At 40.9% G+C, this 25,452-nt stretch carries 28 protein-coding genes; 10 read left to right on the forward strand and 18 right to left on the reverse strand.

Annotated elements, in window-relative coordinates:
- Positions 1-138: 138 nt before the first annotated feature.
- Positions 139-1,293 (reverse strand): iron-containing alcohol dehydrogenase, encoded by a 1,155-nt coding sequence (locus AN391_RS12510; RefSeq protein WP_055015708.1) that lies wholly within the window; start codon positions 1,291-1,293, stop codon positions 139-141.
- Positions 1,294-1,510: 217 nt separating this feature from the next.
- Between AN391_RS12510 and AN391_RS12515 the strand changes: the two genes are divergently transcribed.
- Positions 1,511-2,410: a LysR family transcriptional regulator gene (locus tag AN391_RS12515; protein ID WP_055015709.1), complete on the forward strand. Its 900-nt coding sequence runs from the start codon at positions 1,511-1,513 to the stop codon at positions 2,408-2,410.
- On the opposite strand, the gene AN391_RS12520 is transcribed toward AN391_RS12515, so the two are convergent.
- From AN391_RS12520 to AN391_RS12530, 3 genes are all read right to left on the reverse strand, one after another.
- Positions 2,411-2,806, reverse strand: a complete 396-nt coding sequence (locus tag AN391_RS12520) for a DUF4019 domain-containing protein (protein WP_235576487.1) — start codon at positions 2,804-2,806, stop codon at positions 2,411-2,413.
- Positions 2,807-3,005: 199 nt separating this feature from the next.
- Entirely contained in the window at positions 3,006-3,740 is a 735-nt protein-coding gene (locus tag AN391_RS12525; protein WP_055015711.1) for a DUF5020 family protein, read from the reverse strand.
- Positions 3,741-3,770: 30 nt separating this feature from the next.
- Positions 3,771-5,162 (reverse strand): nucleobase:cation symporter-2 family protein, encoded by a 1,392-nt coding sequence (locus tag AN391_RS12530; protein WP_055015778.1) that lies wholly within the window; start codon positions 5,160-5,162, stop codon positions 3,771-3,773.
- A 441-nt stretch (positions 5,163-5,603) separates the two neighbouring features.
- On the opposite strand from AN391_RS12530, the gene xdhA reads away from it, so the two are divergent.
- From xdhA to puuE, 8 genes are read left to right on the forward strand one after another with little or no spacing between them, the layout of a single operon-like run.
- Positions 5,604-7,112, forward strand: coding sequence for a xanthine dehydrogenase small subunit (gene xdhA, locus AN391_RS12535; protein WP_055015712.1), 1,509 nt, complete (start codon positions 5,604-5,606; stop codon positions 7,110-7,112).
- Positions 7,099-9,438: a xanthine dehydrogenase molybdopterin binding subunit gene (gene xdhB, locus AN391_RS12540; RefSeq protein ID WP_055015713.1), complete on the forward strand. Its 2,340-nt coding sequence runs from the start codon at positions 7,099-7,101 to the stop codon at positions 9,436-9,438. Before xdhA ends, xdhB begins: the two co-directional genes overlap by 14 nt.
- Positions 9,431-10,321 carry a xanthine dehydrogenase accessory protein XdhC gene (gene xdhC / locus AN391_RS12545; protein WP_055015714.1) on the forward strand — a complete coding sequence of 297 codons (891 nt, stop codon included), beginning with the start codon at positions 9,431-9,433 and terminating at the stop codon, positions 10,319-10,321. The genes xdhB and xdhC overlap by 8 nt, the downstream gene beginning before the upstream one ends.
- Complete coding sequence (gene uraD / locus AN391_RS12550) at positions 10,318-10,818, forward strand: 2-oxo-4-hydroxy-4-carboxy-5-ureidoimidazoline decarboxylase (protein ID WP_055015715.1); 501 nt, start codon at positions 10,318-10,320, stop codon at positions 10,816-10,818. The genes xdhC and uraD overlap by 4 nt, the downstream gene beginning before the upstream one ends.
- Entirely contained in the window at positions 10,815-11,165 is a 351-nt protein-coding gene (uraH, locus tag AN391_RS12555; RefSeq protein ID WP_055015716.1) for a hydroxyisourate hydrolase, read from the forward strand. Before uraD ends, uraH begins: the two co-directional genes overlap by 4 nt.
- Before the next feature lie 2 nt (positions 11,166-11,167).
- A complete protein-coding gene (gene guaD, locus AN391_RS12560) occupies positions 11,168-12,532 on the forward strand; it encodes a guanine deaminase (RefSeq protein WP_055015717.1) in 1,365 nt (454 codons plus the stop codon).
- Between the two features lie 4 nt (positions 12,533-12,536).
- Positions 12,537-13,748, forward strand: coding sequence for a urate hydroxylase PuuD (locus tag AN391_RS12565; protein ID WP_055015718.1), 1,212 nt, complete (start codon positions 12,537-12,539; stop codon positions 13,746-13,748).
- A gap of 1 nt (position 13,749) precedes the next feature.
- On the forward strand, positions 13,750-14,682 hold the full coding sequence (gene puuE, locus AN391_RS12570) for an allantoinase PuuE (protein WP_055015719.1): 933 nt from the start codon (positions 13,750-13,752) through the stop codon (positions 14,680-14,682).
- 53 nt (positions 14,683-14,735) lie between these two features.
- Here puuE and AN391_RS12575 read toward each other — a convergent pair whose 3' ends face one another.
- From AN391_RS12575 to AN391_RS12600, 6 genes are all read right to left on the reverse strand, one after another.
- Positions 14,736-15,425 carry a response regulator transcription factor gene (locus AN391_RS12575; protein ID WP_055015720.1) on the reverse strand — a complete coding sequence of 230 codons (690 nt, stop codon included), beginning with the start codon at positions 15,423-15,425 and terminating at the stop codon, positions 14,736-14,738.
- Positions 15,426-15,638: 213 nt separating this feature from the next.
- Positions 15,639-16,160: a hypothetical protein gene (locus tag AN391_RS12580; RefSeq protein ID WP_055015721.1), complete on the reverse strand. Its 522-nt coding sequence runs from the start codon at positions 16,158-16,160 to the stop codon at positions 15,639-15,641.
- 58 nt (positions 16,161-16,218) lie between these two features.
- The gene (locus tag AN391_RS12585; protein ID WP_055015779.1) at positions 16,219-17,769 is read right to left on the reverse strand and encodes an EAL domain-containing protein; all 1,551 of its coding nucleotides are present in this window, start codon (positions 17,767-17,769) and stop codon (positions 16,219-16,221) included.
- A gap of 125 nt (positions 17,770-17,894) precedes the next feature.
- Entirely contained in the window at positions 17,895-18,518 is a 624-nt protein-coding gene (locus tag AN391_RS12590) for a GDSL-type esterase/lipase family protein (RefSeq protein ID WP_235576488.1), read from the reverse strand.
- Complete coding sequence (locus AN391_RS12595) at positions 18,518-19,030, reverse strand: DsrE family protein (RefSeq protein WP_055015722.1); 513 nt, start codon at positions 19,028-19,030, stop codon at positions 18,518-18,520. The genes AN391_RS12590 and AN391_RS12595 overlap by 1 nt, the downstream gene beginning before the upstream one ends.
- Before the next feature lie 65 nt (positions 19,031-19,095).
- On the reverse strand, positions 19,096-19,569 hold the full coding sequence (locus AN391_RS12600) for a flavodoxin family protein (RefSeq protein ID WP_055015723.1): 474 nt from the start codon (positions 19,567-19,569) through the stop codon (positions 19,096-19,098).
- Between the two features lie 77 nt (positions 19,570-19,646).
- On the opposite strand from AN391_RS12600, the gene soxR reads away from it, so the two are divergent.
- The gene (gene soxR / locus AN391_RS12605) at positions 19,647-20,108 is read left to right on the forward strand and encodes a redox-sensitive transcriptional activator SoxR (protein WP_055015724.1); all 462 of its coding nucleotides are present in this window, start codon (positions 19,647-19,649) and stop codon (positions 20,106-20,108) included.
- A gap of 14 nt (positions 20,109-20,122) precedes the next feature.
- On the opposite strand, the gene AN391_RS12610 is transcribed toward soxR, so the two are convergent.
- From AN391_RS12610 to AN391_RS12645, 8 genes are all read right to left on the reverse strand, one after another.
- Complete coding sequence (locus AN391_RS12610; RefSeq protein ID WP_055015725.1) at positions 20,123-21,289, reverse strand: lipase family protein; 1,167 nt, start codon at positions 21,287-21,289, stop codon at positions 20,123-20,125.
- Positions 21,290-21,312: 23 nt separating this feature from the next.
- Positions 21,313-21,831, reverse strand: a complete 519-nt coding sequence (locus tag AN391_RS12615; protein ID WP_055015726.1) for a DUF6795 domain-containing protein — start codon at positions 21,829-21,831, stop codon at positions 21,313-21,315.
- A gap of 144 nt (positions 21,832-21,975) precedes the next feature.
- Entirely contained in the window at positions 21,976-22,755 is a 780-nt protein-coding gene (locus tag AN391_RS12620; protein ID WP_055015727.1) for a hypothetical protein, read from the reverse strand.
- Positions 22,756-22,845: 90 nt separating this feature from the next.
- Entirely contained in the window at positions 22,846-23,112 is a 267-nt protein-coding gene (locus tag AN391_RS12625; protein ID WP_055015728.1) for a hypothetical protein, read from the reverse strand.
- Positions 23,113-23,171: 59 nt separating this feature from the next.
- Complete coding sequence (locus AN391_RS12630) at positions 23,172-23,759, reverse strand: hypothetical protein (RefSeq protein ID WP_055015729.1); 588 nt, start codon at positions 23,757-23,759, stop codon at positions 23,172-23,174.
- 4 nt (positions 23,760-23,763) lie between these two features.
- Positions 23,764-24,519: a ChaN family lipoprotein gene (locus AN391_RS12635; RefSeq protein ID WP_055015730.1), complete on the reverse strand. Its 756-nt coding sequence runs from the start codon at positions 24,517-24,519 to the stop codon at positions 23,764-23,766.
- Between the two features lie 47 nt (positions 24,520-24,566).
- A complete protein-coding gene (locus AN391_RS12640; protein WP_055015731.1) occupies positions 24,567-25,025 on the reverse strand; it encodes a hypothetical protein in 459 nt (152 codons plus the stop codon).
- Positions 25,012-25,446, reverse strand: coding sequence for a hypothetical protein (locus AN391_RS12645; protein WP_161804107.1), 435 nt, complete (start codon positions 25,444-25,446; stop codon positions 25,012-25,014). Before AN391_RS12645 ends, AN391_RS12640 begins: the two co-directional genes overlap by 14 nt.
- Positions 25,447-25,452: the final 6 nt, after the last annotated feature.

Here is a 25,452-nt window from a genome sequence, read left to right on the forward strand (position 1 = left end):
CTTTTAACTTTTAACTTTTAACTTTTAACTTTTAACTTTTAACTTTTAACTTTTAACTTTTAACTTTTAACTTTTAACTTTTAACTTTTTGAGCATAAAAAATGGCGCTAAAAAGCGCCATTCATAAAAGCAATTAAATTAAAGCGCTAAGCTTAAAATTTTCTTTGCTTTAGCAACGTCAATATCGCCATGTTCGCCAAGGGCTGTCATGCCGTTGCGCTCAAGGTTATTGCCAACCGCTTCAACGGCTTCTTCACCTAGGTCGTAATCGCCAAGTTTGGTTTTAATGCCCATTTGCTCAAAAAAGTCTTGAGTATGTTTAATGGTTGCATCAATCAGCTCGTTTTTGTCTTCCATATTTAGGCCAAATACACGCTCACCTAATTGAATAATTTTAGCGCGTTTTTGCTCTTGCTGAACAAACATCAACGGCGGTAATACAATAGCAAGCGTTACAGCGTGGTCTAAGTTATAAAGCGCTGTTAGCTCATGGCCTATCATATGCGTAGACCAATCTTGTGGAACACCTTGGCCAATTAAACCATTTAACGCCATTGTTGCCGACCACATTACGTTTGCACGTACGTCGTAATCTTCTGGGTTTTCTAGGGCTTTAGGGCCTTGCTCAATTAGCGTAGATAAAATGCCTTCTGCAAAACGGTCTTGTAGTGGGGCATTTACTGGGTACGTTAAGTATTGCTCAATAACGTGTACAAACGCATCAACTACACCATTAGAAATTTGGCGAGTAGGAAGCGAGAATGTGTACTGTGGGTCTAACACTGCAAACTGCGGCTGCACTATTGGTGTACCAAAGGCGCGTTTTTGCTGCGTTTCTTTACGGGTAACAACCGAGTTACCATTACTTTCTGAGCCTGTTGCCGGTAGCGTTAATACCGCACCAATAGGCAGTGCGCTTTTTACTTCTGCGCCATTTACTAAAATATCCCAGCCATCGCCTTCGTATTTTGCTGCTGCCGCTACGTATTTAGCACCGTCAATAACACTGCCGCCGCCTACAGCTAATATAAAGCTAACGTTTTGCTCTTTTACAAGTTCAACTGCTTTAGAAAGCGTTTCGTAAGTTGGGTTCGGTTCAACACCCGAAAACTCAACAAAATCTACACCTTTAAGTGCATTTACTACATCGTCATATACGCCGTTCTTTTTGATAGAACCACCACCGTATAAAAACATGACCTTGCCTTCGCTAGGTACGCGGCTTGCGATCTCGTTAATTTGATCTTTGCCGAATAAAATCTCGGTGCGGTTTTTAAATGCAAAATTTAACATATTTGTACTCTACTTGGTTACGGGGCTTAGCCCCTTGTGCTCACTGCTTTATAAAATGGGAGTTAATCTTTAACTTACAAGTAATTAATTGCCAAATTTATAAAATAAATACGATAACGTTTAATCTTTGAATGAGCGGCAAGTGTACGCGCTCTTTACAATAAGTAGAATTCAGTTAATCTTGCTTTACCTATCGGATTTCTGATACCAAGTAATTATGTCTTACTTTGTTCAACTACGCACCTTTGTTGAAGTTTACCGCTGTAGAAATATTTCCCGTGCGGCTAAAAATTTAGGATTGTCGCAACCTGCAGCCACCGCCCATATACAAACAATGGAGTCGGTAGTGGGTAAATCATTATTTGAGCGCCGCCACCGAGGCGTTGAGCCAAGTAATGCAGCCCACGACTTAGCAGGCCAAGTGGCAAACCACCTAGATGCCATAGAGCAAAAAATAGCGTCTGTACGCACCCGCTCTAGCGATGTGAGCGGTACAATTACACTTGCAGGGCCCGCTGAATATATTAGCTATGTGGCTTCTGCCCAATTGGCTAATTTATTACAAGCAGGCAATGTTGATGTGGTCGTTATCCCAGGCAATCGCGAGCAAATTTATTCAGCGCTCGACACCGGCGTTGCCGATATGGCTATTACGGCCTCCTTGCCCGACAACAAAATTTACGACTTTGAAGTGCTCGACAGCGAAGAGCTAGTACTAGTAGCGCACCGTTTATTAGCCCAAAGCTTAGAGGGGCAAACTATTACGCCGGCACTGTTAAACACGCTGCCAGTGGTTAGTTACGACAGCCAATTACCACTTATACGCCAGTATTTTGATACCGTATTTAAGCAAAGCTGTACGTCAAAAATAATTGCACGCTGCCCCGATATACGCGCGCTCGCCGGCATAGTAAGAACCGGTGTAGGCTATACCGTGCTGCCTGATTATCTATGCCATGACGATATTCAATCAGGAAGGTTAATTAAACTTGGCCCACAAGGCCCTGAAAACAATTTATATTTGGCGTGGCGTAAAGGGGCGCTTGCTCATCCGCGGCTTAATTATGCGCGTGATGTGCTGATGGCTTTTTCTCATATTAATAAATACGCAAAATAGCTATTTAATAAAATAGCCCACCGCACGCCATTGCCCGCTACTTTTACTTAATGTTAGGGTTTCAACTGCAAGCCTTGCCGCAAATTGCGTTTTAAACTGCACAATAAGGTATTTACCCTGTGGGGCACCCGGTAAAGATGTGTATTCATTAGCGCTTATTTGTTCTCGTGTTGCCACTTTACCCAATGGCGCACGCACTGTGCTTAAGGCGCTTTTCCAGTTTGCTTTATTTAATTGCGATTTAAATAGCGCATCGGCTTGTTGCCAGCTTTTTGTATATTCTCCCGCATCGATCAACTGCAACCAATTTATTGCTACGGGCATATTTTTAGTGGCCTCGGCCCACACTGAGCAGCTTATAAACAAGCTTAAAATTAAAATGAGGGGTTTCATCATTTTTCCTTTTAATCTGGCATTAAAAGTAAATATTGCTACTTTAAATTACAACACATTAGTGAAATGGTTAACCCCTAATGTAAAAAACATTTGTGCTGTAAAGCAAAATTAAACGCTAATAGGCCCTTTATTAATGTTAGTAACTTAAAAGCTGCAGTTAACTGCAGCTTATGCTTTTGTATTTTTAACACTTAATAGGTTAAAAATGCCATTTAACCATTAGGTTGGGGTTGTGCTCTGTTTGGCCATCTACACCAAACTTATTTTTCCAATACACGTATTCTATACCTACATCAAGGCGGCCTGTGTCGAGGCCAAGCATAGGGGCAATGTTGTATTTAAGTTGTGAGGTAAAGTTAAAACCGCCTTCGCTTTTACCAAACATAGTGTCGGTACTGTCAACGATATCTAAAAAGCCATCGTACCTAAAGTTACCCTTGTTATAGCCCCACGTTACGGTTATTTGATTGTTATCTTCACGCTCTATACCTATATCGTCCTGAAAACGACGGTAATAAGCCACATTAAAGTATTGAAAACCAGGTACATCTAGCGATACGCCACCCCCTAATAAATAGTTATTTTGATCGGTATCACCTGAGCCGTATTCTGTTTGTAGCCCTAAAAACACCGCTTTAACAAAGCCTTCTTGTGGTTTGTAAAGCGTTGGGTTTATGTTTAGCTCTCCGTACACTTCATCGGGGTTACTTAATCTATCCATAAAAAAGAACGTGCCCCCCCAGGTATGCCCCGATGCGTGCTCAATGGTGACTACGCTTCTGTTGTCTTCTTCGCCAGAAAACGGTTCTAGGTAATCTGCGCCGGTCATGGCGGTAATACTAAAATCTGACCAAAGCTCTTTAGCCGACACGCCCGTTGAGCAAACAGCAATTGCAGTTACTAATGCTAACTTTTTGATTGTTTTGATTTTCATTGTTAATCCCTTTTTTATAATTTTATTAGTTTAGTTAAGATGATCTGTACTTGCTGAATAATTTTCAGGCAATACCAACGTCATAACTATTGCTGTTAAACCCGACACCGTCACAGCACTTCCAAATATGGCGGTTACTAATTTAGGCGCATTTATAAATAGCTCTGGTACAAAACTAACCCCTAGCCCCATGCCTAAGCTCACCGCAATAATAAGTAAACTACGGCGGTTTATTTTTTCACTTGCAAGAATTTTTACCCCTGCGGCTGCTACGGTGCCAAACATTACAAGCGTTGCACCGCCAAGTACGGGTTTGGGTATGTTTTGTAGTACAGCCCCCACCACGGGAAACAACCCTAAAACAATCAGTATTGCACCAATCCATAGGCCAATGTACCTACTTGCCACACCTGTTAACTGAATAACCCCATTGTTTTGACTAAAAGTAGTATTTGGAAAGGTATTAAATGCGGCTGCAATCATTGAGTTAACACCATCACCTAATACACCTGCGCGTATTCGGGCTAAATAGCTTGCACCTTTAACGGGTAATTTAGACACTGCACAATTAGCGGTTATATCACCGGTCGATTCTATGGCTGTAATAAGGTATAAAAAGCCAAAGGCAATCATGGCGCCAAAATCAATATTAAAGCCGTATTTGAAGGGTATTGGCATGGCAATTAAATCAAACTCGCCCACCTCAAACTTGGCAATGCCTAAAATAACTGCAAGTATCCAGCCTACTATCATGGCTACAACCACAGCGGTAAGCCTTACCCACTGGTTTTTGCTGGCGTTAAGTAACACCACTAATGCCACCACCGAAAATCCCACAATTAAGTTACTTGCTGATGCAAACTTTTCAGGCATATTAGTTAATAACCATTGCCCGCCGCCTATGTCGGTCATACCTACTTTAATGAGGTAAACCCCAATGGTGGTGATCACCACACCGGTGACTACAGGTTTAATGACCTTGCCGAGTTTTTCTATAAAAAAACTAATAAATATCTCTACAAAGGCCGCTAAAAAGCACACTGCAAATATAGTGGCCAACACCTCATCGTTATTGCCTCCGGTGGCTTTTACAGAAAAGCCGGTGGCTAAAATAGTGCCTAAAAAAGCAAAACTGGTGCCTTGCACACATATAAGCCCTGAGCCAATGGGCCCCACACGGCGCGCTTGAATAAACGTACCAACACCCGACACAAACAACGCCATACTAATTAAATAGGGTATTTCGCTGCCAAGTCCCAATACCCCACCAATAATAAGCGTAGGCGTAATAATACTTACAAAACTTGCCAGTACATGTTGCAGGGCGGCGAAAAAGGATTCGGTCAGCCCTGGTTTATCATCTACTGCGTATAAAATGTCTTCGCACGTATTAACCGCTTTTTCTGTCCTTGCCTCACACATTGCATCGTCTGATTGCTTTATCGGCTCTAACATAGTGCTCTCCTTTAGTTTGTATAGTTAATATTGCTGCAACCAAAAATCAAAACTATTGCTTTATATCTAAAGCCAACAAACTGTCCTAATGGTCAAGTTTATTGTGTAAATATTTTTATGGCGCCTATTTAAAATGTTAAAAATAAACTTCTATAAAAAGCTATTTAGCTAACAGCTTTTACTTTATATAAAAGGGTAAATAGCTTTTTAGCCCCCACTCTTTTGTGTACTTGTTAAGCAAAACTGTGCTTTAATTAAATTACTGACCGAGCGGTCAACAATGGCATAGTATCTGCAATAAACTTACCAATATGAAAAAGTTTTTTTCTTAGCAGCACCAAAACAACAAGAAAAAATATACGCCAAGCCTTTAAAGATCAGGGCTTTAAAAAAGTTAAGGGGGTCTGTGTGATTCAGTTTTTATTAAATGACACGCCAATAGAAGTAGAAGAATGTTCGCCGAGTCTCACCATTTTGGACTGGCTTCGCACCAAAAAAGGGAAAATGGGCACCAAAGAAGGGTGTGCAACAGGGGATTGTGGCGCATGCACAATTTTAGTCGGCGAAGAAAAAACAAACTTAAACGGTAACCCAGTTTGGCACTACCAAACCATGAACAGCTGCCTGCTTTTATTAGGTAATGCACACGCAAAACACATAGTAACCGTAGAGGCTGTAACAGCGGGGCTTTACCCTACACTTAACGATTTACACCCAGTACAACGCGCATTGGTTGAGTGCCATGGTTCGCAATGTGGTTTTTGTACCCCCGGCATAATAATGAGCATGCTGGCGCTTTATATTAATAATCCGAGTTACCCAGGTAAAAAAGCCGCTATTCATGCACTAGGGGGTAATTTATGTCGTTGTACGGGTTACAGCCCTATTTTACTTGCAGTTGAAAAAGCTTATAGCTACGAGCGTAAAAACGAGCCTTACTCAGCCCTAGCGGCTCAGTTTAAAGCTTCACTTAACACGCAATATGATGACGATGTTCCATTTTTAAAAAATGGCCCCCGCAAATTCTACTTGCCACAAAATGCTAAGCAGCTAGTTGAACTAAAAGCACTATACCCGCAGGCACACTTGGTTGCTGGTGGCACCGATTTTGCCATTGAGCTTAGCCAAAACATGCTATTGCCTGATGTAATAATATCGCTAAGCCAAGCTAAAGAGCTGTGCACATTAAGCGATAACAACGGCGAGCTACATATTGGTGCAGCACTCCCTTACAGCCAATTTGTAGACGCATTTTACACTTACTACCCTGAGTCTAAGGAGCTGTTTGAACGCCTTGGTTCTAACCAAGTACGTAACAGTGGCACCTTAGGTGGCAGCATAGGAAACGCCTCTCCTATTGGCGATCCGGCCCCATTATTAATTGCACTTAATGCCACTATGGACTTATTAAGCGCAGCAGGCACACGCACTATAAACGTGGCCGACTACTTTATTGATTACAAAAAAACAGTCATTAAAAGCGACGAAGTCATTAGCAAAATTACCGTACCTAACCGCCCAGACTCATTAAAGCTTGCGTGTCATAAAATTTCAAAACGCTTTGAAGATGATATATCTACTGTGTGTTTAGTACTGGCTATAGAGCAAACACAAGGTGTGATTAGCAATGCCCGCTGCGCCATGGGCGGTATGGCTGCCATACCCAAACGCGCTGCGCATATAGAGCAAAAGCTTAATACTCAGCCATTAGAAGTAAGCACGTTTATAGATGCGGCGAATGGTATAAATGATGACTTTGCACCCATGAGCGATGTACGCAGCAGCGCACATTACCGCACTACGGTAAGCAAAAACTTGCTGCAGCGTATTGGTATTGAGTTTTGCGGTGCACAGCCAAGCAGCAATAACAATAATAACAACATTGCCATTACGAGGATTTCCCATGCGTCACTTTGAAATGGATAAACTAAAAACCCAAGGCGGAAGCGTTGGCCAATCTAAATACCACGAAAGTGCAATAAAACAAGTATGTGGCAATGCAAACTACGCCGACGATAACCCAGAGCCCCATGGCTGCTTACACGCCTACCCTGTGCTTGCGCCGATTACCAGCGGCTTTATTAAATCAATTGATACAAGTAAAGCGCTTGAAGTGGCAGGTGTTAAACGTATTTTATCGGCTGATGATGTACCCGGTAAGCTTGATATTGGCCCAGTATTTCCAGGTGATGTACTGCTTACTAACCATGAAATTCAATACCACGGGCAACCAGTGCTGATAGTCGTTGCCAAAAGCTATGCCATTGCGCGCCGCGCTGCTCGCTTAGTGGTTATAGAGTGCGAGCAAATTACCCCCATACTTGATATTAAAGAAGCCATAAAAAAAGAGCATTGGGTAAGGCCGCCACATTCACTTAACCGTGGTAATAGCGAGCAAGCCATAAATAATGCAGCTCACCAGCTTAAAGGCGAAATACACATAGGCGGGCAAGAACACTTTTACCTTGAGGGACAAATAGCACTTGCTCAGCCCGATAACGACGGTGGGATTCATGTGCAGTGTTCTACACAGCACCCAACAGAGGTGCAGCACTTAGTTGCTAAAATTTTAAAAAAGCCATTTAGCTTTGTAAACGTAGAAACCCGCCGTATGGGCGGAGCCTTTGGCGGTAAAGAAACTCAAGGCGCACCGTGGGCTTGCCTTGCAGCGCTTGCGGTTTACCACCTTGGCTGCGCCGTTAAAATGCGCCTAGCCCGCAGCGACGACTTTAAACTTACCGGTAAACGCCACCCATTTTATAATCAATACCATGTAGGGTTTGACGAAAATGGCCTAATTGAAGGCGCTGATGTAACCGTAAATGGGTTTTGTGGCTACTCGCCTGACTTATCTGATGCCATTGTCGACCGTGCAATGTTTCATGCTGATAACGCGTATTACTACCCTGCTGCCACCATTAAGGGGAATCGCTGTAAAGTAAACACCGTAAGCCACACCGCATTTAGAGGATTTGGTGGCCCGCAAGGGATGATTATGGGCGAGCTAATAATGGACGACATTGCCGCTAAATTAGGTAAAGATCCGCTTGAGATCCGAAAACTTAATTTATACAAAAAAGGCCGCGACACCACGCCGTATCATCAAACCGTAGAGCAGCATATTTTAAAAGATATGATAAGCCAGCTTGAGGAGTCGGGTGATTACTGGGCGCGAAAAAAGGCAATTAAAGCTTTTAACGCATCATCGCCTATAATCAAAAAAGGCCTTGCAATGACGCCGGTTAAATACGGTATATCGTTTACCGTACAACACTTAAACCAAGCGGGAGCACTCGTGCATGTTTATAGTGATGGCTCGATACATTTAAACCATGGCGGCACCGAAATGGGCCAAGGGCTTAATACAAAAATAGCGCAAATAGTAGCCCATGGCTTTGGCGTTGATTTTGACGCAGTAAGCATAAGCGCGACCCGTACCGACAAAGTACCAAACACCTCGCCAACCGCCGCATCAAGCGGGACTGATTTAAACGGCATGGCGGCGCTAAACGCGGTAAACACCATAAAAGAGCGTTTAATAAACTTTATAAGTGAGCACTTTGAGGTAGACAGCCAAAGTATTGTATTTAAAGATAATCTCATTACCTTTAGTAAAGGCGAAATTAGCTTTAGCGAACTTGCAAACCTTGCCTACATGAATCGTATATCGCTTTCATCAACCGGTTATTACGCAACGCCTAAAATTCATTACGATAGAGCCAAAGGCGAAGGCCGGCCATTTTTTTACTACGCGCATGGCGTAGCACTGAGTGAAGTAGAAATCGATACGCTGACAGGCGAAAACACTGTAACGCGTGTTGATATACTGCACGATGTGGGCAGCTCAATTAACCCAGCACTTGATATAGGCCAAATTGAAGGGGCTTTTGTACAAGGTATGGGCTGGCTTACTACCGAAGATTTACAATGGAATGATAAAGGCCAGCTTGCAAGCTTTGGCCCTGCTAACTACAAAATTCCGGCTATTGGCGATACCCCTGCCGAATTTAACGTCAATTTATATAACTCGGCCAACCCAGAAACCACCGTATTTAGATCAAAAGCCGTAGGCGAGCCACCGTTTATGTTGGCCTTTAGTGTGTGGAGTGCGATTCGTAATGCTATAAGCAGTGTAGCCGATTACAAGTACACAGCCCCACTTGATACACCTGCTACACCCGAGCGTGTATTAAATGCAATTGATCAAACCGCTAGCTGGTTTAAGGAGCATCAACATGGCTAATTTAAATGAGTCGTTTCAGGGTTTTCATACGCAAAATTGGGCGCAAGCTATAAACGAGCACGAACAAAGCGGCACTAACTATGTTATTGCGACAGTACTAGGCACCAATGGCTCAACCCCACGTGGTACCGGCTCTAAAATGGTAATAAGTGGCGAGCATATCTACGACACCCTTGGCGGTGGTCACCTTGAATACGTAGTAATAGAAAAAGCCCGCGAGCTCCTTGCCAAAGGTGAGGCCGCGCAAGTGATAGAGCAATTTAACCTAGGGGCAAATTTAGGCCAGTGCTGCGGCGGGGCTGCCACCGTTATGCTTGAGTGCATGCAATGCGAGCGCTTTACCCTCGACATATACGGCGCAGGACATGTAGCACAAGCACTTATTGGTATATTGGCACAGCTGCCTATGCGTATACGTTGGATAGATAGCCGCGCCGATGTATTCCCACAATCAATCCCTAATAACGTAGTAAAAGTGGTTGATGAAGAGCCAACAGAGCAAGTAAAACGCGCGCCCAAAGCTAATAATTACTTAATACTTACCCATAACCACCAGCTCGATTTTGCGCTTACACAAGCCATTATTAAACGCGCCGATGCCAATTGGCTTGGCGTTATTGGCTCAGATACCAAAGCAAAACGCTTTAAACAGCGCTTAGCTCATCGCAACTTTACCACCGAGCAAATAAAGCAAATGGTCTGCCCTGTAGGGCTTGAAAATGTAACGGGCAAGCTCCCTATGGAAGTGGCTATTTCGATTAGTGGGCAATTAATTGGCCTTTACCAGGCTATGCAAACCCATGCGCCTAAACGTCAAGGTGTGCAATGGCGTGCACTTAAAAATGCCCTAATTAGCACCGCGCAAGAGGAAGAAAACGCATGAGTAGCTTAAAAATTAACACCCTAAATGAAGCGCAAGTGCATCAAGCCTTAGAGCACTGCTGCGCCGCCCCTAATTGGGTGAGCGGTATGCTAAATAGCATGCCATTTGAAAATAAAGAGCACTTATTTAACAGCGCACAAAGCGTATGGGATAGCCTAGGCGAGAGCGATTATTTAGCCGCTTTTGAGGGCCACCCGCAAATAGGCGATTTATCAACATTAAGTAAAAAGTACGCCGCTACAGCGCAAAAAGCGGGGCACGAGCAATCAGGAATGAGCAAAGCAAACGAGCAAACCCTTAAAAAAATGGTTGCGCTAAATAAAGAATACCTCAGTAAATTTGGCTTTATATTTATTGTGTGTGCCAGCGGCAAAAGTGCTGAGCAAATGCTTGAACTTATTGAGCAGCGTATACACAACAGCCGCAGCACAGAGCTTAATATAGCCGCGGGCGAACAAGCCAAAATAACAAAAATAAGATTGGAGTCCCTGATATGAATAAAAGTATGAACAAAAGCCCTATTACTACCCATATACTCGATACCAGCACAGGCAAACCGGCTGAAAATGTAGCTGTACACTTGTTTGTATACACTAACAATGAGTGGCAATTAATTGCTCAAGGTAAAACAAATAGCGACGGGCGTATTACCGACTGGCTAAATACAGACGTAGAATTTGCAACTTATAAACTGGTTTTTGACTTAGACAGCTATTATGAAAACCAAGAAACACCTGCGTTTTACCCAGAAGCGCAAATTACCTTTAGATTGCAAGATCAAAAGCATCATCACATTCCGTTATTGCTTAGCCCATTTGGCTACTCAACGTACAGAGGCAGCTAATAATGAGCACGCAAAATAATAATAAAATGACCGTAATTTGTGCCAACATACTCGATTTTGTTGATGACCCCGCCATCGCAGGCGAAAGCGCCCATCGCTATTTTGAAAAAGGCGCGTTAGTTATTCAAAACGGTAAAGTAGTTAACCTTGGTTACGAGCAAGACATACTGCCAAGCTTAAATAAATCAGCCACTATTATTCGCCACGATGGCAAATTGGTTATGCCCGGCATGATAGACACCCACATACATTTGCCGCAAACCGAAATGGTAGGCGCGTATGGCGAGCAGCTTTTAAGCTGGCTTACCGAATACGCCTTCCCCACCGAAAAAAAGTTTACCTGTGAGCATTATTCAAAAGACATATCTAACCGTTTTTTAGACGAGCTACTACGTAATGGCACCACTACCGCTTTGGTGTTTGGCACTGTGCACCCGCAATCGGTTGATGCATTTTTTAACGAATCACAAAAACGTAATTTACGCATGATTGCCGGTAAGGTGATGATGGACAGAAACTGCCCTGACGATTTATCAGATTGCGCGCAAACCAGTTACGAACAATCAAAAGCACTGATAGAAAAATGGCATAATGTGGATAGATTAAGCTATGCGGTAACACCACGTTTTGCGCCTACCTCTACCCCAGAGCAACTTCAAAAATGTACTCAATTATTAGAAGAATACCCCGACACCTACCTGCATACGCACCTATCTGAAAACAAAGACGAATGTGAATGGGTAAAAGGATTATTCCCCGAGGCTGAAGATTACCTTGGCGTTTACGAGCAAGCTAAAATGGTGCGTAAACGCTCGGTATTTGCCCATAGCATTCATTTATCGGAACGTGAGCTGTGCTGCCTTGGTGATAACAACGCGGCTATATCTCACTGCCCTACCTCTAACTTATTTTTAGGCTCGGGCCTTTTAAATTTAAAAGCCTGTGAGGAGCACGGAATAAATGTAGGCATGGGCACCGATGTAGGCGCAGGAACAAGTTTTTCTATGCTACAAACAGGTAACGAAGCGTACAAAATTCAGCAGTTACAAGGCCAAAAGTTCTCCGCATTTAAAGGCATGTATCTCGCCACCTTAGGCGGAGCACGGGCACTTGATTTAGAAGGCACCATAGGTAACTTTAATGTAGGCTGCGAGGCCGATTTTATTGTAATGGATTACGCGGCCACCTCGTTTTTAAAGTTCAGAATTGGCCATGCCAAAACCCTTCACGAACAGCTTTTTGCCATGATGATGCTAGGCGACGACCGCTGTATTGAACAAACCTATATTATGGGTAAAAGCGTGTATAAGCGCGATGCAAAAGAGCAATTTTCAACAACCCACACACCGCAATTAGAAGAGGCTTAACCTAATGGAAAACTATTTATTTGAGCTTGCTCATTTAGTGTTTAGATACTTTCACGTGGTCGCAGGTATTGCGTGGATAGGCGCCTCATTTTATTTTGTATGGCTTGATAACAACTTACAAACGCCGCCACAATGGAAACAAGATAAAGGCATAAGAGGCGATTTATGGGCAATTCATGGCGGTGGTTTTTACGAAGTAGCTAAATACCAAAATGGCCCAGAGCAAATGCCCTCAACCCTACACTGGTTTAAGTGGGAAGCCTACACCACCTGGATCAGCGGCGTGCTGTTATTTACGCTGTTATATTATGTGGGCGCAGATGTGTATTTACTCGATGCCAGTAAAAGTGAGCTAAGTAAATTTGCTGCTATTGGCGCATCACTTGGCTTTATAGGCTTAGGCTATGGTGTTTATCGGTTATTATGTAAAAGCCCGCTTGTTGAAAACGGCAAGGCCTTTATTGCGCTCAGCGTGGGCTTTTTAGCGTTATGGACGTATGGGGTTGATCAGCTATTTAGCGACCGCGCGGTATATATTCATGTTGGAGCATTAATTGGTACCTGTATGGCCGGTAATGTATATCACATTATTATGCCCGCACAGCGTTACATGGTAAGCGAAGTAGAAGCTGGGCGCATTCCTGATTCAGCGCCGGGTTTGAAAGCAAAGCAATGCTCGGTACATAATAACTACGCCACCCTGCCGGTTATTTTTATTATGCTAAGCAATCACTTCTCGTATACCTATAGCCACGAGTTTGGTTGGTTGGTGCTTATTGGCTTTTTTATTATTGGTATGTGGATACGCCACTTTTTTAATTTAAAACACCAAGGTATTAATAAACCTTCAGTACTTATAAGCGGTATTGCCGCGTTTTTTGCGTTAATGCTAGCCATAGCACCATGGCCTAGCAGTACAACCCATGCAGGCGAAAACGCGCCGCTACAAGCAAGTATAAGCGATACACAAGCATGGGATATTATTAATAAACACTGTACAGAGTGTCACAGTGAAACACCTACATCAAAGCTTTTTCAAACCGCGCCGCTTGGCTTTAAGCTCGACTCACTTGCTGATGTAAAAAAAGCCAGTGCACTTATTCATACTCGCGCGGTTATTACCAAAGATATGCCATTGGCTAACATGACCAAAATGACTGATGCAGAGCGTGAAATGCTTGGCACTTGGCTTAGCGCAGTAAAAAAGGGGCAATAACATGAGCGAGCAATTTAAACACTACCCACGTGATTTAATTGGTTATGGATCACAGGTACCCCATGCAAATTGGCCTAATAGAGCCCGTATAGCCGTGCAAGTTGTATTAAATTACGAAGAAGGCGGTGAAAACAGTGTACTGCATGGTGATGCAGCGGCTGAAACGTTTTTATCAGAAATAGTCAGCGCTCCCCATGTAGAAGACCGCCACATAAGCATGGAATCTATTTACGAATATGGCTCACGCGCAGGCGTGTGGCGCTTACTTAAACTCTTTAAAAAATACGATATACCGGTCACCATTTTTGCTGTGGCAATGGCCCTTGAGCGCCACCCCGATGTAGCTAAAGCCTTTGTTGAAGCTGGGCACGAAATTGCAAGCCATGGCCTGCGCTGGATTAATTATCAACATATAGATAAGCAAACCGAGCGTGAGCACATGCAAAAAGCCATTGAGATCATTCAAACGCTTACCGGTAAAAAGCCCAAAGGCTGGTACACCGGACGCACAAGCCCTAACACGGCTGCCCTTGTGGTAGAAAATGGCTCGTTTTTATATGATGCCGACGATTACAGCGACGACTTACCCTTTTACAGTATTAAAGAAGGTAAACCTCAGCTAATAGTGCCCTACACGCTTGATGTAAACGATATGCGCTTTGCCGCAGTGCAGGGGTTTAACGCCGGTGATCAATTTTATAATTATTTAAAAGATGCCTTTGATACGCTGTATGAAGAAGGCGATCCACAAGGTGAAAACGCCCCTAAAATGATGTCGATTGGTTTGCATTGTCGCTTAATTGGCCGCCCAGGACGCATTAAAGCCCTCGCACGGTTTTTAGAGTATGCCAGCTCGCATGAGCAGGTTTGGTTTGCCACGCGCGAACAAATCGCCGAGCACTGGCTTAAAACCCATCCGTATAAAAAATCCTAGTTGCCTATTAAAAATACACTTTAATAGCTTAAGGTCACTTTAGGAGTAGTGGTTTACTTAGCCATAGGTAATAAAACCGATATATAACGCTGAGCCCAATTTGCCAATTCTACACGGTTGCGCGAATTGGTTTTTTTAAAGGCACTGTACAAATGTGTTTTAACGGTGTGATCACTTATATTAAGCTTATCGGCAATGGCATTATTGCTTGCCCCTTGGGCAATTAAGTGAATAACCGATTTTTCGCGCTTAGTAAGATGCGCATAATCCCCTTTTTTTAGGGTTATATCTTCTTGTAAGCTATTAAACGAAGAAGCCACAGAAAGAATATCTGAAAATGCTTTAGATATAACTTTGCGCGTAAACCACAATTCACCAGACGTGATTCTTACAAGCCCTTTAAATATATCTTCTGGCGCATCTGACTTATAAAACACGCCATTAAAATGATTGAGCAATAAGTTTTTTTCACATACTGCACTGGGCTCTACATTAAATAACACCACTTTGTGCTTTTTAGCTATGCAAATTAAATCAGCAGGTAGTAAATCTAACCAGTTATTTTTAGCGCCATCTATTAAAAATAAATCAAACTTTTCCCTTTGCTCATTTTTAGGGATAGCGTCATCCATTTTTATATCACCAAAAATGGCTTGCATGGTTTTTAAAATAGTTGTGTAGCTTTCGCAGTGAAAAGAAGATTGAAACGTAGTTTTTATAAAAACGGAGTGTGGTTGTAGCATAAATTTCTTCCTTGAAACGTTTGTAATACATTACCGAGATTAAATAAAGGTTACAATGCTGATTATATACTACCTTTTTGTTAATAAAACACATGAAATTATTTATCTAATTATTACAGATGCTTATCTATAAAAACTGTCTTAATATAAAGCACTACTATGAACTGTGCGAAATAAAAGAGTAAGCTTATTGGCTATAAAGCTTAGCTCTCTTTATTTAATTTTTTCTTTAAGGTTATTAAGCGCCTCTACCGAAAAACCCCTGTCGTAAAAATGTAAAATTTTACCTTTACTGTCTATTAAAATAACGCGTGTATTATTAGGGTTATTATTACCTGTAAATTTTTGCACAGCTTCGCCATCTTCATAAATAGTGATTACCCCGCCCCATAGCTCTTTAGGAATACCCTTGCGCATACCGCTGTCTATAAATGTACTAAACATACGCGGTGCCATCCCTGCTATGGTAGGTAGTTCGTAAGTGGGTAATGTAACTCCTGCCATGTCTAAGCCAATCAACCAGCGGTCTATGTCAAATTGGCTATCTTGTTTATAGCCAATGAGTAACAAGGTTTTATCGGCTTTAAAGTCACTTGGTATGGTTACGCTTTTCTGCTCTAGGCTTTGCCCGCTAATAGTGGGAAACTGCTTACCGGTAATTTTCTGGTTTGGGTATTGGGCTGAGCAAGCGCTAAGCATTAACACCATCAATCCGCTGGCTATTATTTTGATCATTTTAAAACCTTACACTGTTACAAATATCATACTGGTACGTGTATGAAGTAAAACACGTTTAAACCGTCTGTAATTTTAAATACGCTTTAAACTCTCGAAGTGCCATGGGTTTAGCGTATTTCCAGCCTTGGCCGTAGTGTACGCCCGCTTGTTTTAGTATGGCTTCTTGTTCATTGGTCTCTATGCCTTCTGCCACACAGGTGTAGTTAAATTTACGCACTAAGGCCATAATATTGGGGATCATCGATGCCTTTAAGCCTTGTGTGGTTATGTCTTGCACAAAGGTGCGGTCAATTTTAAGTTGATGAAAGCTCAAGTTTTGTAGATTTTTTAAGTTAGAATAACCCGTACCAAAATCATCTATCGATAAATTAAAACCCGCCTCAACCAAATTTTTAAAATGAGTATGGGCAACGGTTGAGTCTAAATATTCATCTTCTGTTATTTCTAAGCAAATAATAAACCGCGAATCAGTGAGTGCCGGTATATCTTTTAAAAGTGCAATGTTGCCTGTTTCTACATCGCACGGAAAAATATTAATAGACACTTTAAAATGGCGCGGTAATGCCTCAACGGTTGTGAGTTCACAAAGTACTTTTTCTATCATGGCTTGGGTAAAGCGCCACGTTAAATTTGTTTTGCGGATAATAGGAATAAATTGATCTGGGAACAAAACCCCGTATTTGTCTTCAAAGCGAGCCAATGCCTCACAGCCAACAACGTTACCAGTGTGCAAACAAATAATAGGCTGGTAAGTCCAATAAAATGAGCCTTTTTTCAACCCCTTGCGAACGCGCGTCACTGTAGACCGCCTAGCCGCTAAGCTATAATCAATCAACAACCCGCTCGATACACCCGCTAACGATATAAGAATAAGCGAAATAATTAATAAAAATTGATTATTAGCAAAAAATTGACTCCATGGCAGCTGCACGGCCGCGCAGTATCCTGGATTGTCGGTGCTGCATTTTATAACTGACTCATAAGCTAAAAAGGCATTCGTTTTTACTTGCTTGTAAGTACCTTCAACGCCACCTAAATGAAATATGTTATCGCTGTTTTTGTAAAGCACTTCCCACTGAGTAGACACAATCACTTTATCGTTAAAGGCACGGCTATCAATAATTAAATTATAGTTCCCTTGCCTAACTATAATGACCTCCATTGCTCGGTCACTGAACAAAAGCAGATATAATTGCGGCTCGTACCTTACTCTTACAGGCTTATTGTCGTTAGAGTCTGCTCGGATATAGTCGGGTGGGTTATCTGGGATAGTTTTAGCTAATTTGCCTGCTCCAGTTGTACACACAAGTTCATCATTTTTAAAAAAACCAATGTCTATCACGTACTGTGCATCAAATAAAGCGCGACGCATTTCAATAAGGTTATCACTATTACAGCTATCAGCACTTAGGCTATTTAAATGTGATAAAATTTTACTTCGCTCATTTACGGCCGCATCTATATGTTTAACAATATAATTTGAATCGCGCGCTAACTGCCTACCAAGCTTTTGTGCAGCAAAATAAAGTAATGTGCTAGCACATACCGCAAAAACGACGATACCGCTTACTACAGCAATTAACGACCTACGTTGATATTGTTTCATAACGCCTTTTAAAAGAAGCAGTGAGTGATTCAGGTGCCATAATAATTGCATACCTGAGCATAAAAGCAATTAAGCTTGTAAAATAATTAAAGCCCCTTGCGCTTTAATTTATTGATTTTTTTAAACTATAATTTAGAAATTACGCGATTTAGCCGCTCGCAAAGCTGCTTATGGCCTTGGTAATTTAAATGTATACCATCGCACCCAAAAGGGGCGTTAAGGTGTGATGTATCAACGTAATTAAGCGCATGCTCTTGTGCTATACGTTTAAAGTGAGCGTTTAAGGGCTGTAATTTTTGATGACAATTGAAATAAATATTGCTTAAAGCGTGCTGAGGGTTAATAAATAAAGGGCCGAATAACACTATATTGGGTAACTTGCCATCGGCATAAAAGTGTTTAATAGAGGTGATAAGGCTTGCCAAGCCGCTTGCAATATTTACAGGCGCTAAGTTAAAACGTTTTTTTAAGTCGTTGGTGCCCAGCGCAATAACAATCGTACTCACCTCATACTGCTCTAAGTAGGGCTTTAAATAGCTAATACCGTTTAGGTTGCCTGAAAATGGCGGGTTATTTACCAAAGTACGATTTGGCTGCCCCGCCTCTATTACCTTATATTCAGAGCCAAGCTGCTGATTTAAAAGCGTTGTCCAGCGGGTATTTTCATCGTAGCGTTTACCTGTTTCGGGGTTTAAACCCCACGTATTCGAATCGCCAAAGCAGAGTATATTTTTTGTTATTTGTGTCATTAAAATGGATTAAGTGTATAGCCTTGTTGTTGTAATTGAGCATGTGCAGTCATCGCAGAAAGAGACATGTTTACGCCATCAATGAGCAGTTCAGGCGTTACTTTAAAATGAGTAGCCGATTGTCCACACACATACACTTTAGTATTGTTAGTTAGTAGCTGCTCTATTAACGCTTGGTTTTTATTATCAGCGTTAAAGCGTTTTTTATATTCGCTATTAGCTAACACGTCCACACTTGCGCTACCGTGCACAACTAATGCAAGTTGAATATTTTCAGGCTTTACACCATGCGCTACATGCATGTTAATAAAACGCGCTAACGAATTTATTGCATGATTTTGCTCGCCTTTTTTAGCGCCATCGGCAACATCAAATGCTATTTTAAATACCGTAGAGCTATTAATTTTATCGTGCTTAGGTACATCATAATAATTACCAAACCCTTTAATTGGTTGCTCATTAGCACTAACAAACGAGCTATAAAGCAGTACTAACCCTAATAAATATTTCATAAAACAATCCTGTGTTTTTTAATATGATTACTAAACTACCAGAGACAACCAAAAAAGGCTGCAATTTAAGCAACCTTTTGGGTACTTTTATGGCTGTGGTTAATAAACTGCATACCTAAATAGCTAAAGGTGTTTTTAAACTGATCTATAAAACACGCCGGCGCTTCACTTGATGACGCATTAGAAAGCACAGAAAAATACTTACTGCGCAGCGCTCGTAACTTTGGTTTTAATGCTTCATCGTCCATGTAGTCGGTTATTCTATCAATAAATAACTTCATTTGAACTGTGGTGCTGTACCAGTAAACGGGTGAGGCAAACACCCAGTGGTCATACGTTAAAAGTGCTTCAAATACCGCATAAAAGTCATCGTTTTTATAGTTTTTGTTATAGCAGTACGGCGCTATTTTATAATCATCTAAACATATTACCCGCACGTTATTTTGCTCAGCAAAGCTGTTAACGTGCGCCTGTGTATTACCATTTTTACGTGCGCTTGAATAAATAATAACAGCCCTGCGCTCAAGTTTTTGTTGCATTTAGTTAGCTCCTTTTTTAATGTTGAAAGAAGCTTAAAACCTCAAGTTATATTGAGGTCAAACGGAAATTTAAAATAATGCAAACAGATCAAAAAAAACTAACAGAGGCCAACCTAACCGTGGGTTATGTCGCCAAGCGAAGTGGCGTAAAAGTATCAGCCCTGCACTTTTACGAAACAAAAGGGCTAATACGTAGTTGGCGCAATAGCGGTAATCAACGCCGCTATAAAAAAGACGTACTACGCCGAATAGCGGTAATTAAAGCTGCACAAGCAATGGGAATAACGCTTGATGAAATTAAACTCACCCTAGCCACATTACCTGAGCAGCGCACCCCCACACAAGAAGACTGGGCAGCCCTTTCAAAGCAGTGGCAAGCACAGCTAGATGAGCGCATAGCGTATATGCAGCGTTTGCGCGACCGCGTTGATGGCTGTATTGGTTGTGGGTGCTTATCAATGAGCAAATGCCCTATTTATAACAAAAACGACCACTTAGGCGAAAACCAAAGTGGTGCTATTTTGTTAGAGCGAGATTGAGGCCTAAGTTAAGGTTAATCTAAGCCACTTAATCCTTCTTTTGCCGCTCTGTATAAAGCCCCTAGGGTAGAATCGAATACAGATTTTATAAAGCTATAAGTCAGCTCTACCGCTTTACTGATTACCTTGCCTGCAAACACCAACATATGCCCTAGTAAACCTAATGTTTGTGTTGCAAACGAGGCTGACGCTTTAGCTATTTTATCAAGCGTTCGCGCCAACATATCGTAAAAGGTGAGCCCAGTTCCAATGGCAGCTTGGGCAGCAACTGCGCTGTAATAGCCCGCATCTTTTAAAAGGGTAATTAATGCCGCAGCTAGTTTATCTGCCCAATGTGAGGTAAATGATGCTTGGTTTCGGTCTTCAAATTTTAAACGCACAGGCATGTTTAAAAAGTGATTAGCTTGTATAGTTAAGTTGTTCCAATTATTGCTATTGGCCGTGTTTAAATAGCCTGGCGTGCCAGCAAGAGTATGAGCAGCACCTTTTAAACCTTGTCCACTATCTAAACGTATTTCTTGGCCATTATGCGGAGCATGGGAAAAAGGCCATAAAGGCACTTTAGCCACTGGGTCTGCCCCATGTGTACAGCGGTAAATTTTATCAATTCTTGATGTTGCAGCGCGAGAAAAACTTTCAAGCCCAACACGTGGCGAACCAAACGTATATAATTTTACAGGAAGTGAATACTCAGCTTTGATCCAATCAGCAGAAAGCGTCGCTAACGCACCTCCTAAGCTATGACCAACTAAATGAACACAACCGGTCACTTTATCTTGAATATTCGCAGCTATAAACTCTTGCAGCGCAGGCTTCATACTATAAAAAGTCTTATTAAAACCAGCATGAACCATACTACCATTTGACCCACCACTCACACCAAAGTGCCCATCGGTTAATCCATCCCTTAGTGAGTTAGTACCGCGAATAGTAATAACCGAATCGCCCTGATACGCGCCAAGCCCATGCCCTACTAAGGCAAATCCCGTACTTAAATTAAATAAATGTGAGAAAAAACTACCCGTTACGCCTTGTACTGCGCCAGGGTTAACTGAGAAATTAAAATTGTCGCGCAAAGAGGCATGAAGTGTGCGATTGAGTAAATTAGTAGTTTTAATACTTTTTGCTTTATATGCAAGGTTTGCTAATTGTACGGCTTGAGTGGGTGTCAAAGTATTCATATAAGTTCCCTTTAAATTAATAGTTAAAGTTTACATGATGTGTATATCGCAAAAGTGTGGCTTGTATCTTCTTTAATTGGTATATCGTAAGTTTGTGGCTCTTGGCCAATATCACACTCTAAGTGTGCAAGAAGTTCTTTAAGTGTGTCACTTTCTTCATGAATTGAAATAAGTGTGTACCATAAAACAATCCCTTCTGGCGTACCGTTTTCTAAATAAATATGTTGAACTAACGAATCGTTATCAAACATATTAGCGGGCTTACCTGTTTTTATTGTTTTTTCTGTGAAGGTAAAATAACCCTGTTCATCTGTTGTGGTATCGTCAACGTATTCATCGCCATAGGTAAGTGAGCGCATTACTTTAGTGTTTGCAACTGGCTGCCCATTATCTAATAACTGCCCCTTTACTGGAGCCGATAAATAAAATTCTTGTTTATTAAAAAAGCCAAACATATCTGCACAAGCCTGTGATGTAGTAAAAAAGACAACGGCAATAGAGACTATCACCAACACAAAAATTTTTAAGCGCGATAAAAACAAAGCAAACTCTCTCCCAAGGCCTAGCTATAAACTACTTAATGTATATGGTTAATTAATTACACCAGCCATATTTATACTGAAAAGTAGGGGTCTAATTAGGTACAATTATACTGCATGTTTTTTTATCAAAAAACAATCACTAATCTAATTATAAAATAGTGTATATATTAATTTACCAATGCCACTAAACATGATGCCGCCCATAAGCAAAAAAGCATACATAATACTAATAGCACCGGCTGAAGGATCGCTCTTTTTATCAATTTCTATGCATGCCGTACAAACAACAAAAAATATAAAAAAGTTAGCAATAACGCCTAAAATAAAAGCATTGCCAAATAACGGTGATACGCCAGCTAAAACGGCGCCCAATATTAGCAGCGAGCCTGAAAATGAATGTTTATCAAACCGACTCTCTATTATTTTTATAGCTAATGTGGCTAGCATTAAGAGTAAAAAGTATAACGTTGGCCAAAACTGATAATATAAATACCCCCAGTTTAAAAGCTCACCTGAATTTGATGAATAAGCTTGCTGGCCTATGTCGGCTGATGAAGCATTCGTGGCATTTTCGGTAAAGAGGTACGCTACCCCACCAATAATTAATTTTATAATCCAAAAAAATAAAAAGCTGGCAATAGTAAACCCAATAGCGTCATCCCTTGTTAATCGTTTTTTAGCTTTGCTTTTTACAATAATGGCAAGCATTAAACCTAGTAGGCATACACTTCCTAAATAAAGTACCGCCTGCCAAAAGTCATCAGGATAAAATACAGCTAACCCTGGCGCTATAAATAGATACATAGCATCTTCGTTATCTAGTGAACGGTTTTGTACACTCCGATCTGACTCTTTAAAAAGAGCTAAATATACAAATAAAGGCTGTAAAAACAGCATTAAAATACTCGTGGTAACAAGGCTCATACATCATCCTTAATGAGAATACGTTAATGCAGCACACGTGCTGCATTAAAGTTAAAAATGTGGGGGCTCAATAATAAAGAGAGGTAGGTGTTATAGGTTTATTTTTTGAAAATATGTTTTAAGTTTTAAAAGCCCCGACTCAAGTTCAAATTTTTGTATTTTTGGATTTTTGAATTTAAACCCATTAGAAATGTGAGTATTAATCATCGTCGCCATACCCTCAAACCCAGCAGGCGCAGTGGCAACTAAATCGCTCAACAAAGGGTTTATAAGCACTTGATGCTCTTCTATTAAAGTTGGGTTTTCGTATATATCGTAAACAAGGTTAGTTAGTGTTTGTTGGTTTTGTTGTTCCATATCATTTCTATAGCGCCTTAGCTTAGGCGTTTATAGCTCCTTTGTGTATCAGTTTTAATTCAATGATTTATTTTTAATTGAGCTTTCTCTTTTGCTAACTGTAATAAACTAACAGCTTGCTCTTTGTCATAAGCTAAAGCGCTGTGTTCAATAACATATTGTGCATGCTCTTTTACTGCAAGCCAATTATGCTGCGATTTATATAAACTTGCTAACTCAAAATGCGCCGTTGTAACTAATGAATCTGGCAATTCTATATCTAACGCTAAAAATTCTTTGTGAAGAGAAATTGCATTATCAATATCTTGCCCTACAAACATGCCACTTCCATATAACCAAGCTAGTGTTGAATAAGCTTCTATCTCTTTTGCCGCAACCCGCTTTTTGGCTTCCTCTAATAATCGAGTCCCATCCCCAGTGTGAAGACTTAAAGTAATCAATGCTTTCCAGTATCCCATGGAATAAGCTTTTTCACACCACTCCTCGAGATACTCAGGTGCGTTAATTAAGCTTTTATGACATTGCTGTGCGGCGGTTATTACTGTTAAATCTGGGTCATTTATATCTATAGTATTATCCCATCGAGGACCTGCGGCATAAATGGAAGGCGCCATTATAACTAACAATAATAATATTATTTTATCCATAAAATCACTTCCCTAAAGATTGTTCAGGAAGATGAACAGTATAAGAAGGTACTGGTGAAGGTAAAAATGCACCTTTCCTATAGAAATAAGTCTCTCTAAGCGGCTTTTTTAAGTCGCCTTCACCTTCACAAACTCCTCTATCTTTGCAGGTCATCCCACCAATATAGTCAATTATACTTATTCCACTGATTTTTAAATTAAGTAAAATAGAATCAACACCTATATGCCTATTACCAGCATTAAATGCATGGTACCGATGCATAAATGCAACAATACGGGAGCCTTTTTCAATTTTAAGGGTACTGCTTAGTATGCTCGCCCACATTTGATTTCTTTGAATATGTGAATCAGTACATAAACCACCATCAGCGTCCTCCCAAGTGCACCTACCATCAATTTTATCCATCACCTCAACAGGCATATCTAACGGAATAATTTTCATACCTAGAGAGTTAGCAGCTTTAACTAGTTCACCATAACCTGTGCTAGCAGCACCATTCCAATACCAATTTTCTCGAAAATGTTTGTAAATGACATCAAAACCTTTACCAGTACGTTGATAAAAATCTATTTTTTCTTTTATCTTTATAGGTAACATTTCCATCGCAAAATGAGTGAAACCCGCAGCTTTAAGTTGTTTTAGAGCCTTTATAGCCTCATATTTATAAGATACTGGATTATGGCTAGACTCGGCAATAATCACTAAGCGCGCGTTTCCTGCCATTGTTCTGTAATTTACATCCGTGTTTATTTTACTCACTGTATTTCCTTATGTTTAATATTCTTAATATTATTCAAAAACCCAAGCTAGTCACACCAACCTGCAGGTGTGCGTGCTAGTTTAAGGGAAACTCTATTTTCATTAATCCAAGCATTAATAACAGGTGTAGGTTTAAACTCTGAACCCGTACCAGGCCAATAATAAGACCCGTTTAAACTCTTACAAAGTGCAAGGTAAATGGGCGCCGAGTTACACATTACATCTTCACCTCTCTCAACAAACATCTCATAAGAAATCTGTTTATGAGTTGAGCCTTTATAGGTAGTAACTACATCAGCGGTAAAAACATGCCTTTGGGAACCATCAACCTCTTGAAAAGATTCCACTTTAATAATTTTTACTTTAGCTAAATAGTCAGCACTATTGACCGCTTTTCTAAAGCCATCAAGCTCCAATAAATCAGTATGTTGAGCATTAGCACAAAAAATAAAGCTTAATAAAATAGTGTGCGCGATCAGCGCTTTTAATTGGCTAAAAATCTTCAATAGAAGCTAATTTACTAATAGCAGTACTGTCACAAGCCCAATATTTCTTTATATCATTCTTTTGTAGTGTGACTGTGTTTTCTTGTGTTACTGTATCAAACTCTTCACTATAGTAATCACTCACTATAACTTCACTTTCTCCCCCATTAAAAGTTAAACTATGTTCAGTAACCAAAGAGCGATGATAGCTCGATTTTTCTACCGTTTTAAAGTCTGCTGAATCAATAACCGTGGCTGCATTTACAGTGAATTTAGCTAAGTGAAATTTATTACCTACTTTGCTAATAATCAGCTCAATAGGTGTAGGCACATCCGCATTACATTTAAATATAACTTGCGAAGCACCTTGAGCTTCATTACACGGTGCAATAAAAAACAAGGCTGTAATCAGAAAAAACTTACCAAGGTTACTTTTTATCATGCTTTT

The organism is Pseudoalteromonas sp. P1-13-1a (assembly GCF_001401875.1).
Classification (GTDB): domain Bacteria; phylum Pseudomonadota; class Gammaproteobacteria; order Enterobacterales; family Alteromonadaceae; genus Pseudoalteromonas.

What these genes read in the sequence shown, in the direction of transcription:
- AN391_RS12595 (WP_055015722.1), bottom strand. Translation starts at nt 19,030, where the DNA reads ATGAAATATTTATTAGGGTTAGTACTGCTTTATAGCTCGTTTGTTAGT.
- AN391_RS12580 (WP_055015721.1), bottom strand. Translation starts at nt 16,160, where the DNA reads ATGATCAAAATAATAGCCAGCGGATTGATGGTGTTAATGCTTAGCGCT.
- AN391_RS12520 (WP_235576487.1), bottom strand. Translation starts at nt 2,806, where the DNA reads ATGATGAAACCCCTCATTTTAATTTTAAGCTTGTTTATAAGCTGCTCA.
- xdhB (WP_055015713.1), top strand. Translation starts at nt 7,099, where the DNA reads ATGCGTCACTTTGAAATGGATAAACTAAAAACCCAAGGCGGAAGCGTT.
- AN391_RS12600 (WP_055015723.1), bottom strand. Translation starts at nt 19,569, where the DNA reads ATGCAACAAAAACTTGAGCGCAGGGCTGTTATTATTTATTCAAGCGCA.
- xdhC (WP_055015714.1), top strand. Translation starts at nt 9,431, where the DNA reads ATGGCTAATTTAAATGAGTCGTTTCAGGGTTTTCATACGCAAAATTGG.
- AN391_RS12515 (WP_055015709.1), top strand. Translation starts at nt 1,511, where the DNA reads ATGTCTTACTTTGTTCAACTACGCACCTTTGTTGAAGTTTACCGCTGT.
- AN391_RS12645 (WP_161804107.1), bottom strand. Translation starts at nt 25,446, where the DNA reads ATGATAAAAAGTAACCTTGGTAAGTTTTTTCTGATTACAGCCTTGTTT.
- puuE (WP_055015719.1), top strand. Translation starts at nt 13,750, where the DNA reads ATGAGCGAGCAATTTAAACACTACCCACGTGATTTAATTGGTTATGGA.
- AN391_RS12530 (WP_055015778.1), bottom strand. Translation starts at nt 5,162, where the DNA reads ATGTGTGAGGCAAGGACAGAAAAAGCGGTTAATACGTGCGAAGACATT.
- AN391_RS12575 (WP_055015720.1), bottom strand. Translation starts at nt 15,425, where the DNA reads ATGCTACAACCACACTCCGTTTTTATAAAAACTACGTTTCAATCTTCT.
- uraD (WP_055015715.1), top strand. Translation starts at nt 10,318, where the DNA reads ATGAGTAGCTTAAAAATTAACACCCTAAATGAAGCGCAAGTGCATCAA.
- AN391_RS12590 (WP_235576488.1), bottom strand. Translation starts at nt 18,518, where the DNA reads ATGACACAAATAACAAAAAATATACTCTGCTTTGGCGATTCGAATACG.
- AN391_RS12620 (WP_055015727.1), bottom strand. Translation starts at nt 22,755, where the DNA reads ATGAGCCTTGTTACCACGAGTATTTTAATGCTGTTTTTACAGCCTTTA.
- AN391_RS12625 (WP_055015728.1), bottom strand. Translation starts at nt 23,112, where the DNA reads ATGGAACAACAAAACCAACAAACACTAACTAACCTTGTTTACGATATA.
- AN391_RS12525 (WP_055015711.1), bottom strand. Translation starts at nt 3,740, where the DNA reads ATGAAAATCAAAACAATCAAAAAGTTAGCATTAGTAACTGCAATTGCT.
- uraH (WP_055015716.1), top strand. Translation starts at nt 10,815, where the DNA reads ATGAATAAAAGTATGAACAAAAGCCCTATTACTACCCATATACTCGAT.
- AN391_RS12565 (WP_055015718.1), top strand. Translation starts at nt 12,537, where the DNA reads ATGGAAAACTATTTATTTGAGCTTGCTCATTTAGTGTTTAGATACTTT.
- soxR (WP_055015724.1), top strand. Translation starts at nt 19,647, where the DNA reads ATGCAAACAGATCAAAAAAAACTAACAGAGGCCAACCTAACCGTGGGT.
- AN391_RS12610 (WP_055015725.1), bottom strand. Translation starts at nt 21,289, where the DNA reads ATGAATACTTTGACACCCACTCAAGCCGTACAATTAGCAAACCTTGCA.
- AN391_RS12585 (WP_055015779.1), bottom strand. Translation starts at nt 17,769, where the DNA reads ATGAAACAATATCAACGTAGGTCGTTAATTGCTGTAGTAAGCGGTATC.
- AN391_RS12510 (WP_055015708.1), bottom strand. Translation starts at nt 1,293, where the DNA reads ATGTTAAATTTTGCATTTAAAAACCGCACCGAGATTTTATTCGGCAAA.
- AN391_RS12630 (WP_055015729.1), bottom strand. Translation starts at nt 23,759, where the DNA reads ATGGATAAAATAATATTATTATTGTTAGTTATAATGGCGCCTTCCATT.
- guaD (WP_055015717.1), top strand. Translation starts at nt 11,168, where the DNA reads ATGAGCACGCAAAATAATAATAAAATGACCGTAATTTGTGCCAACATA.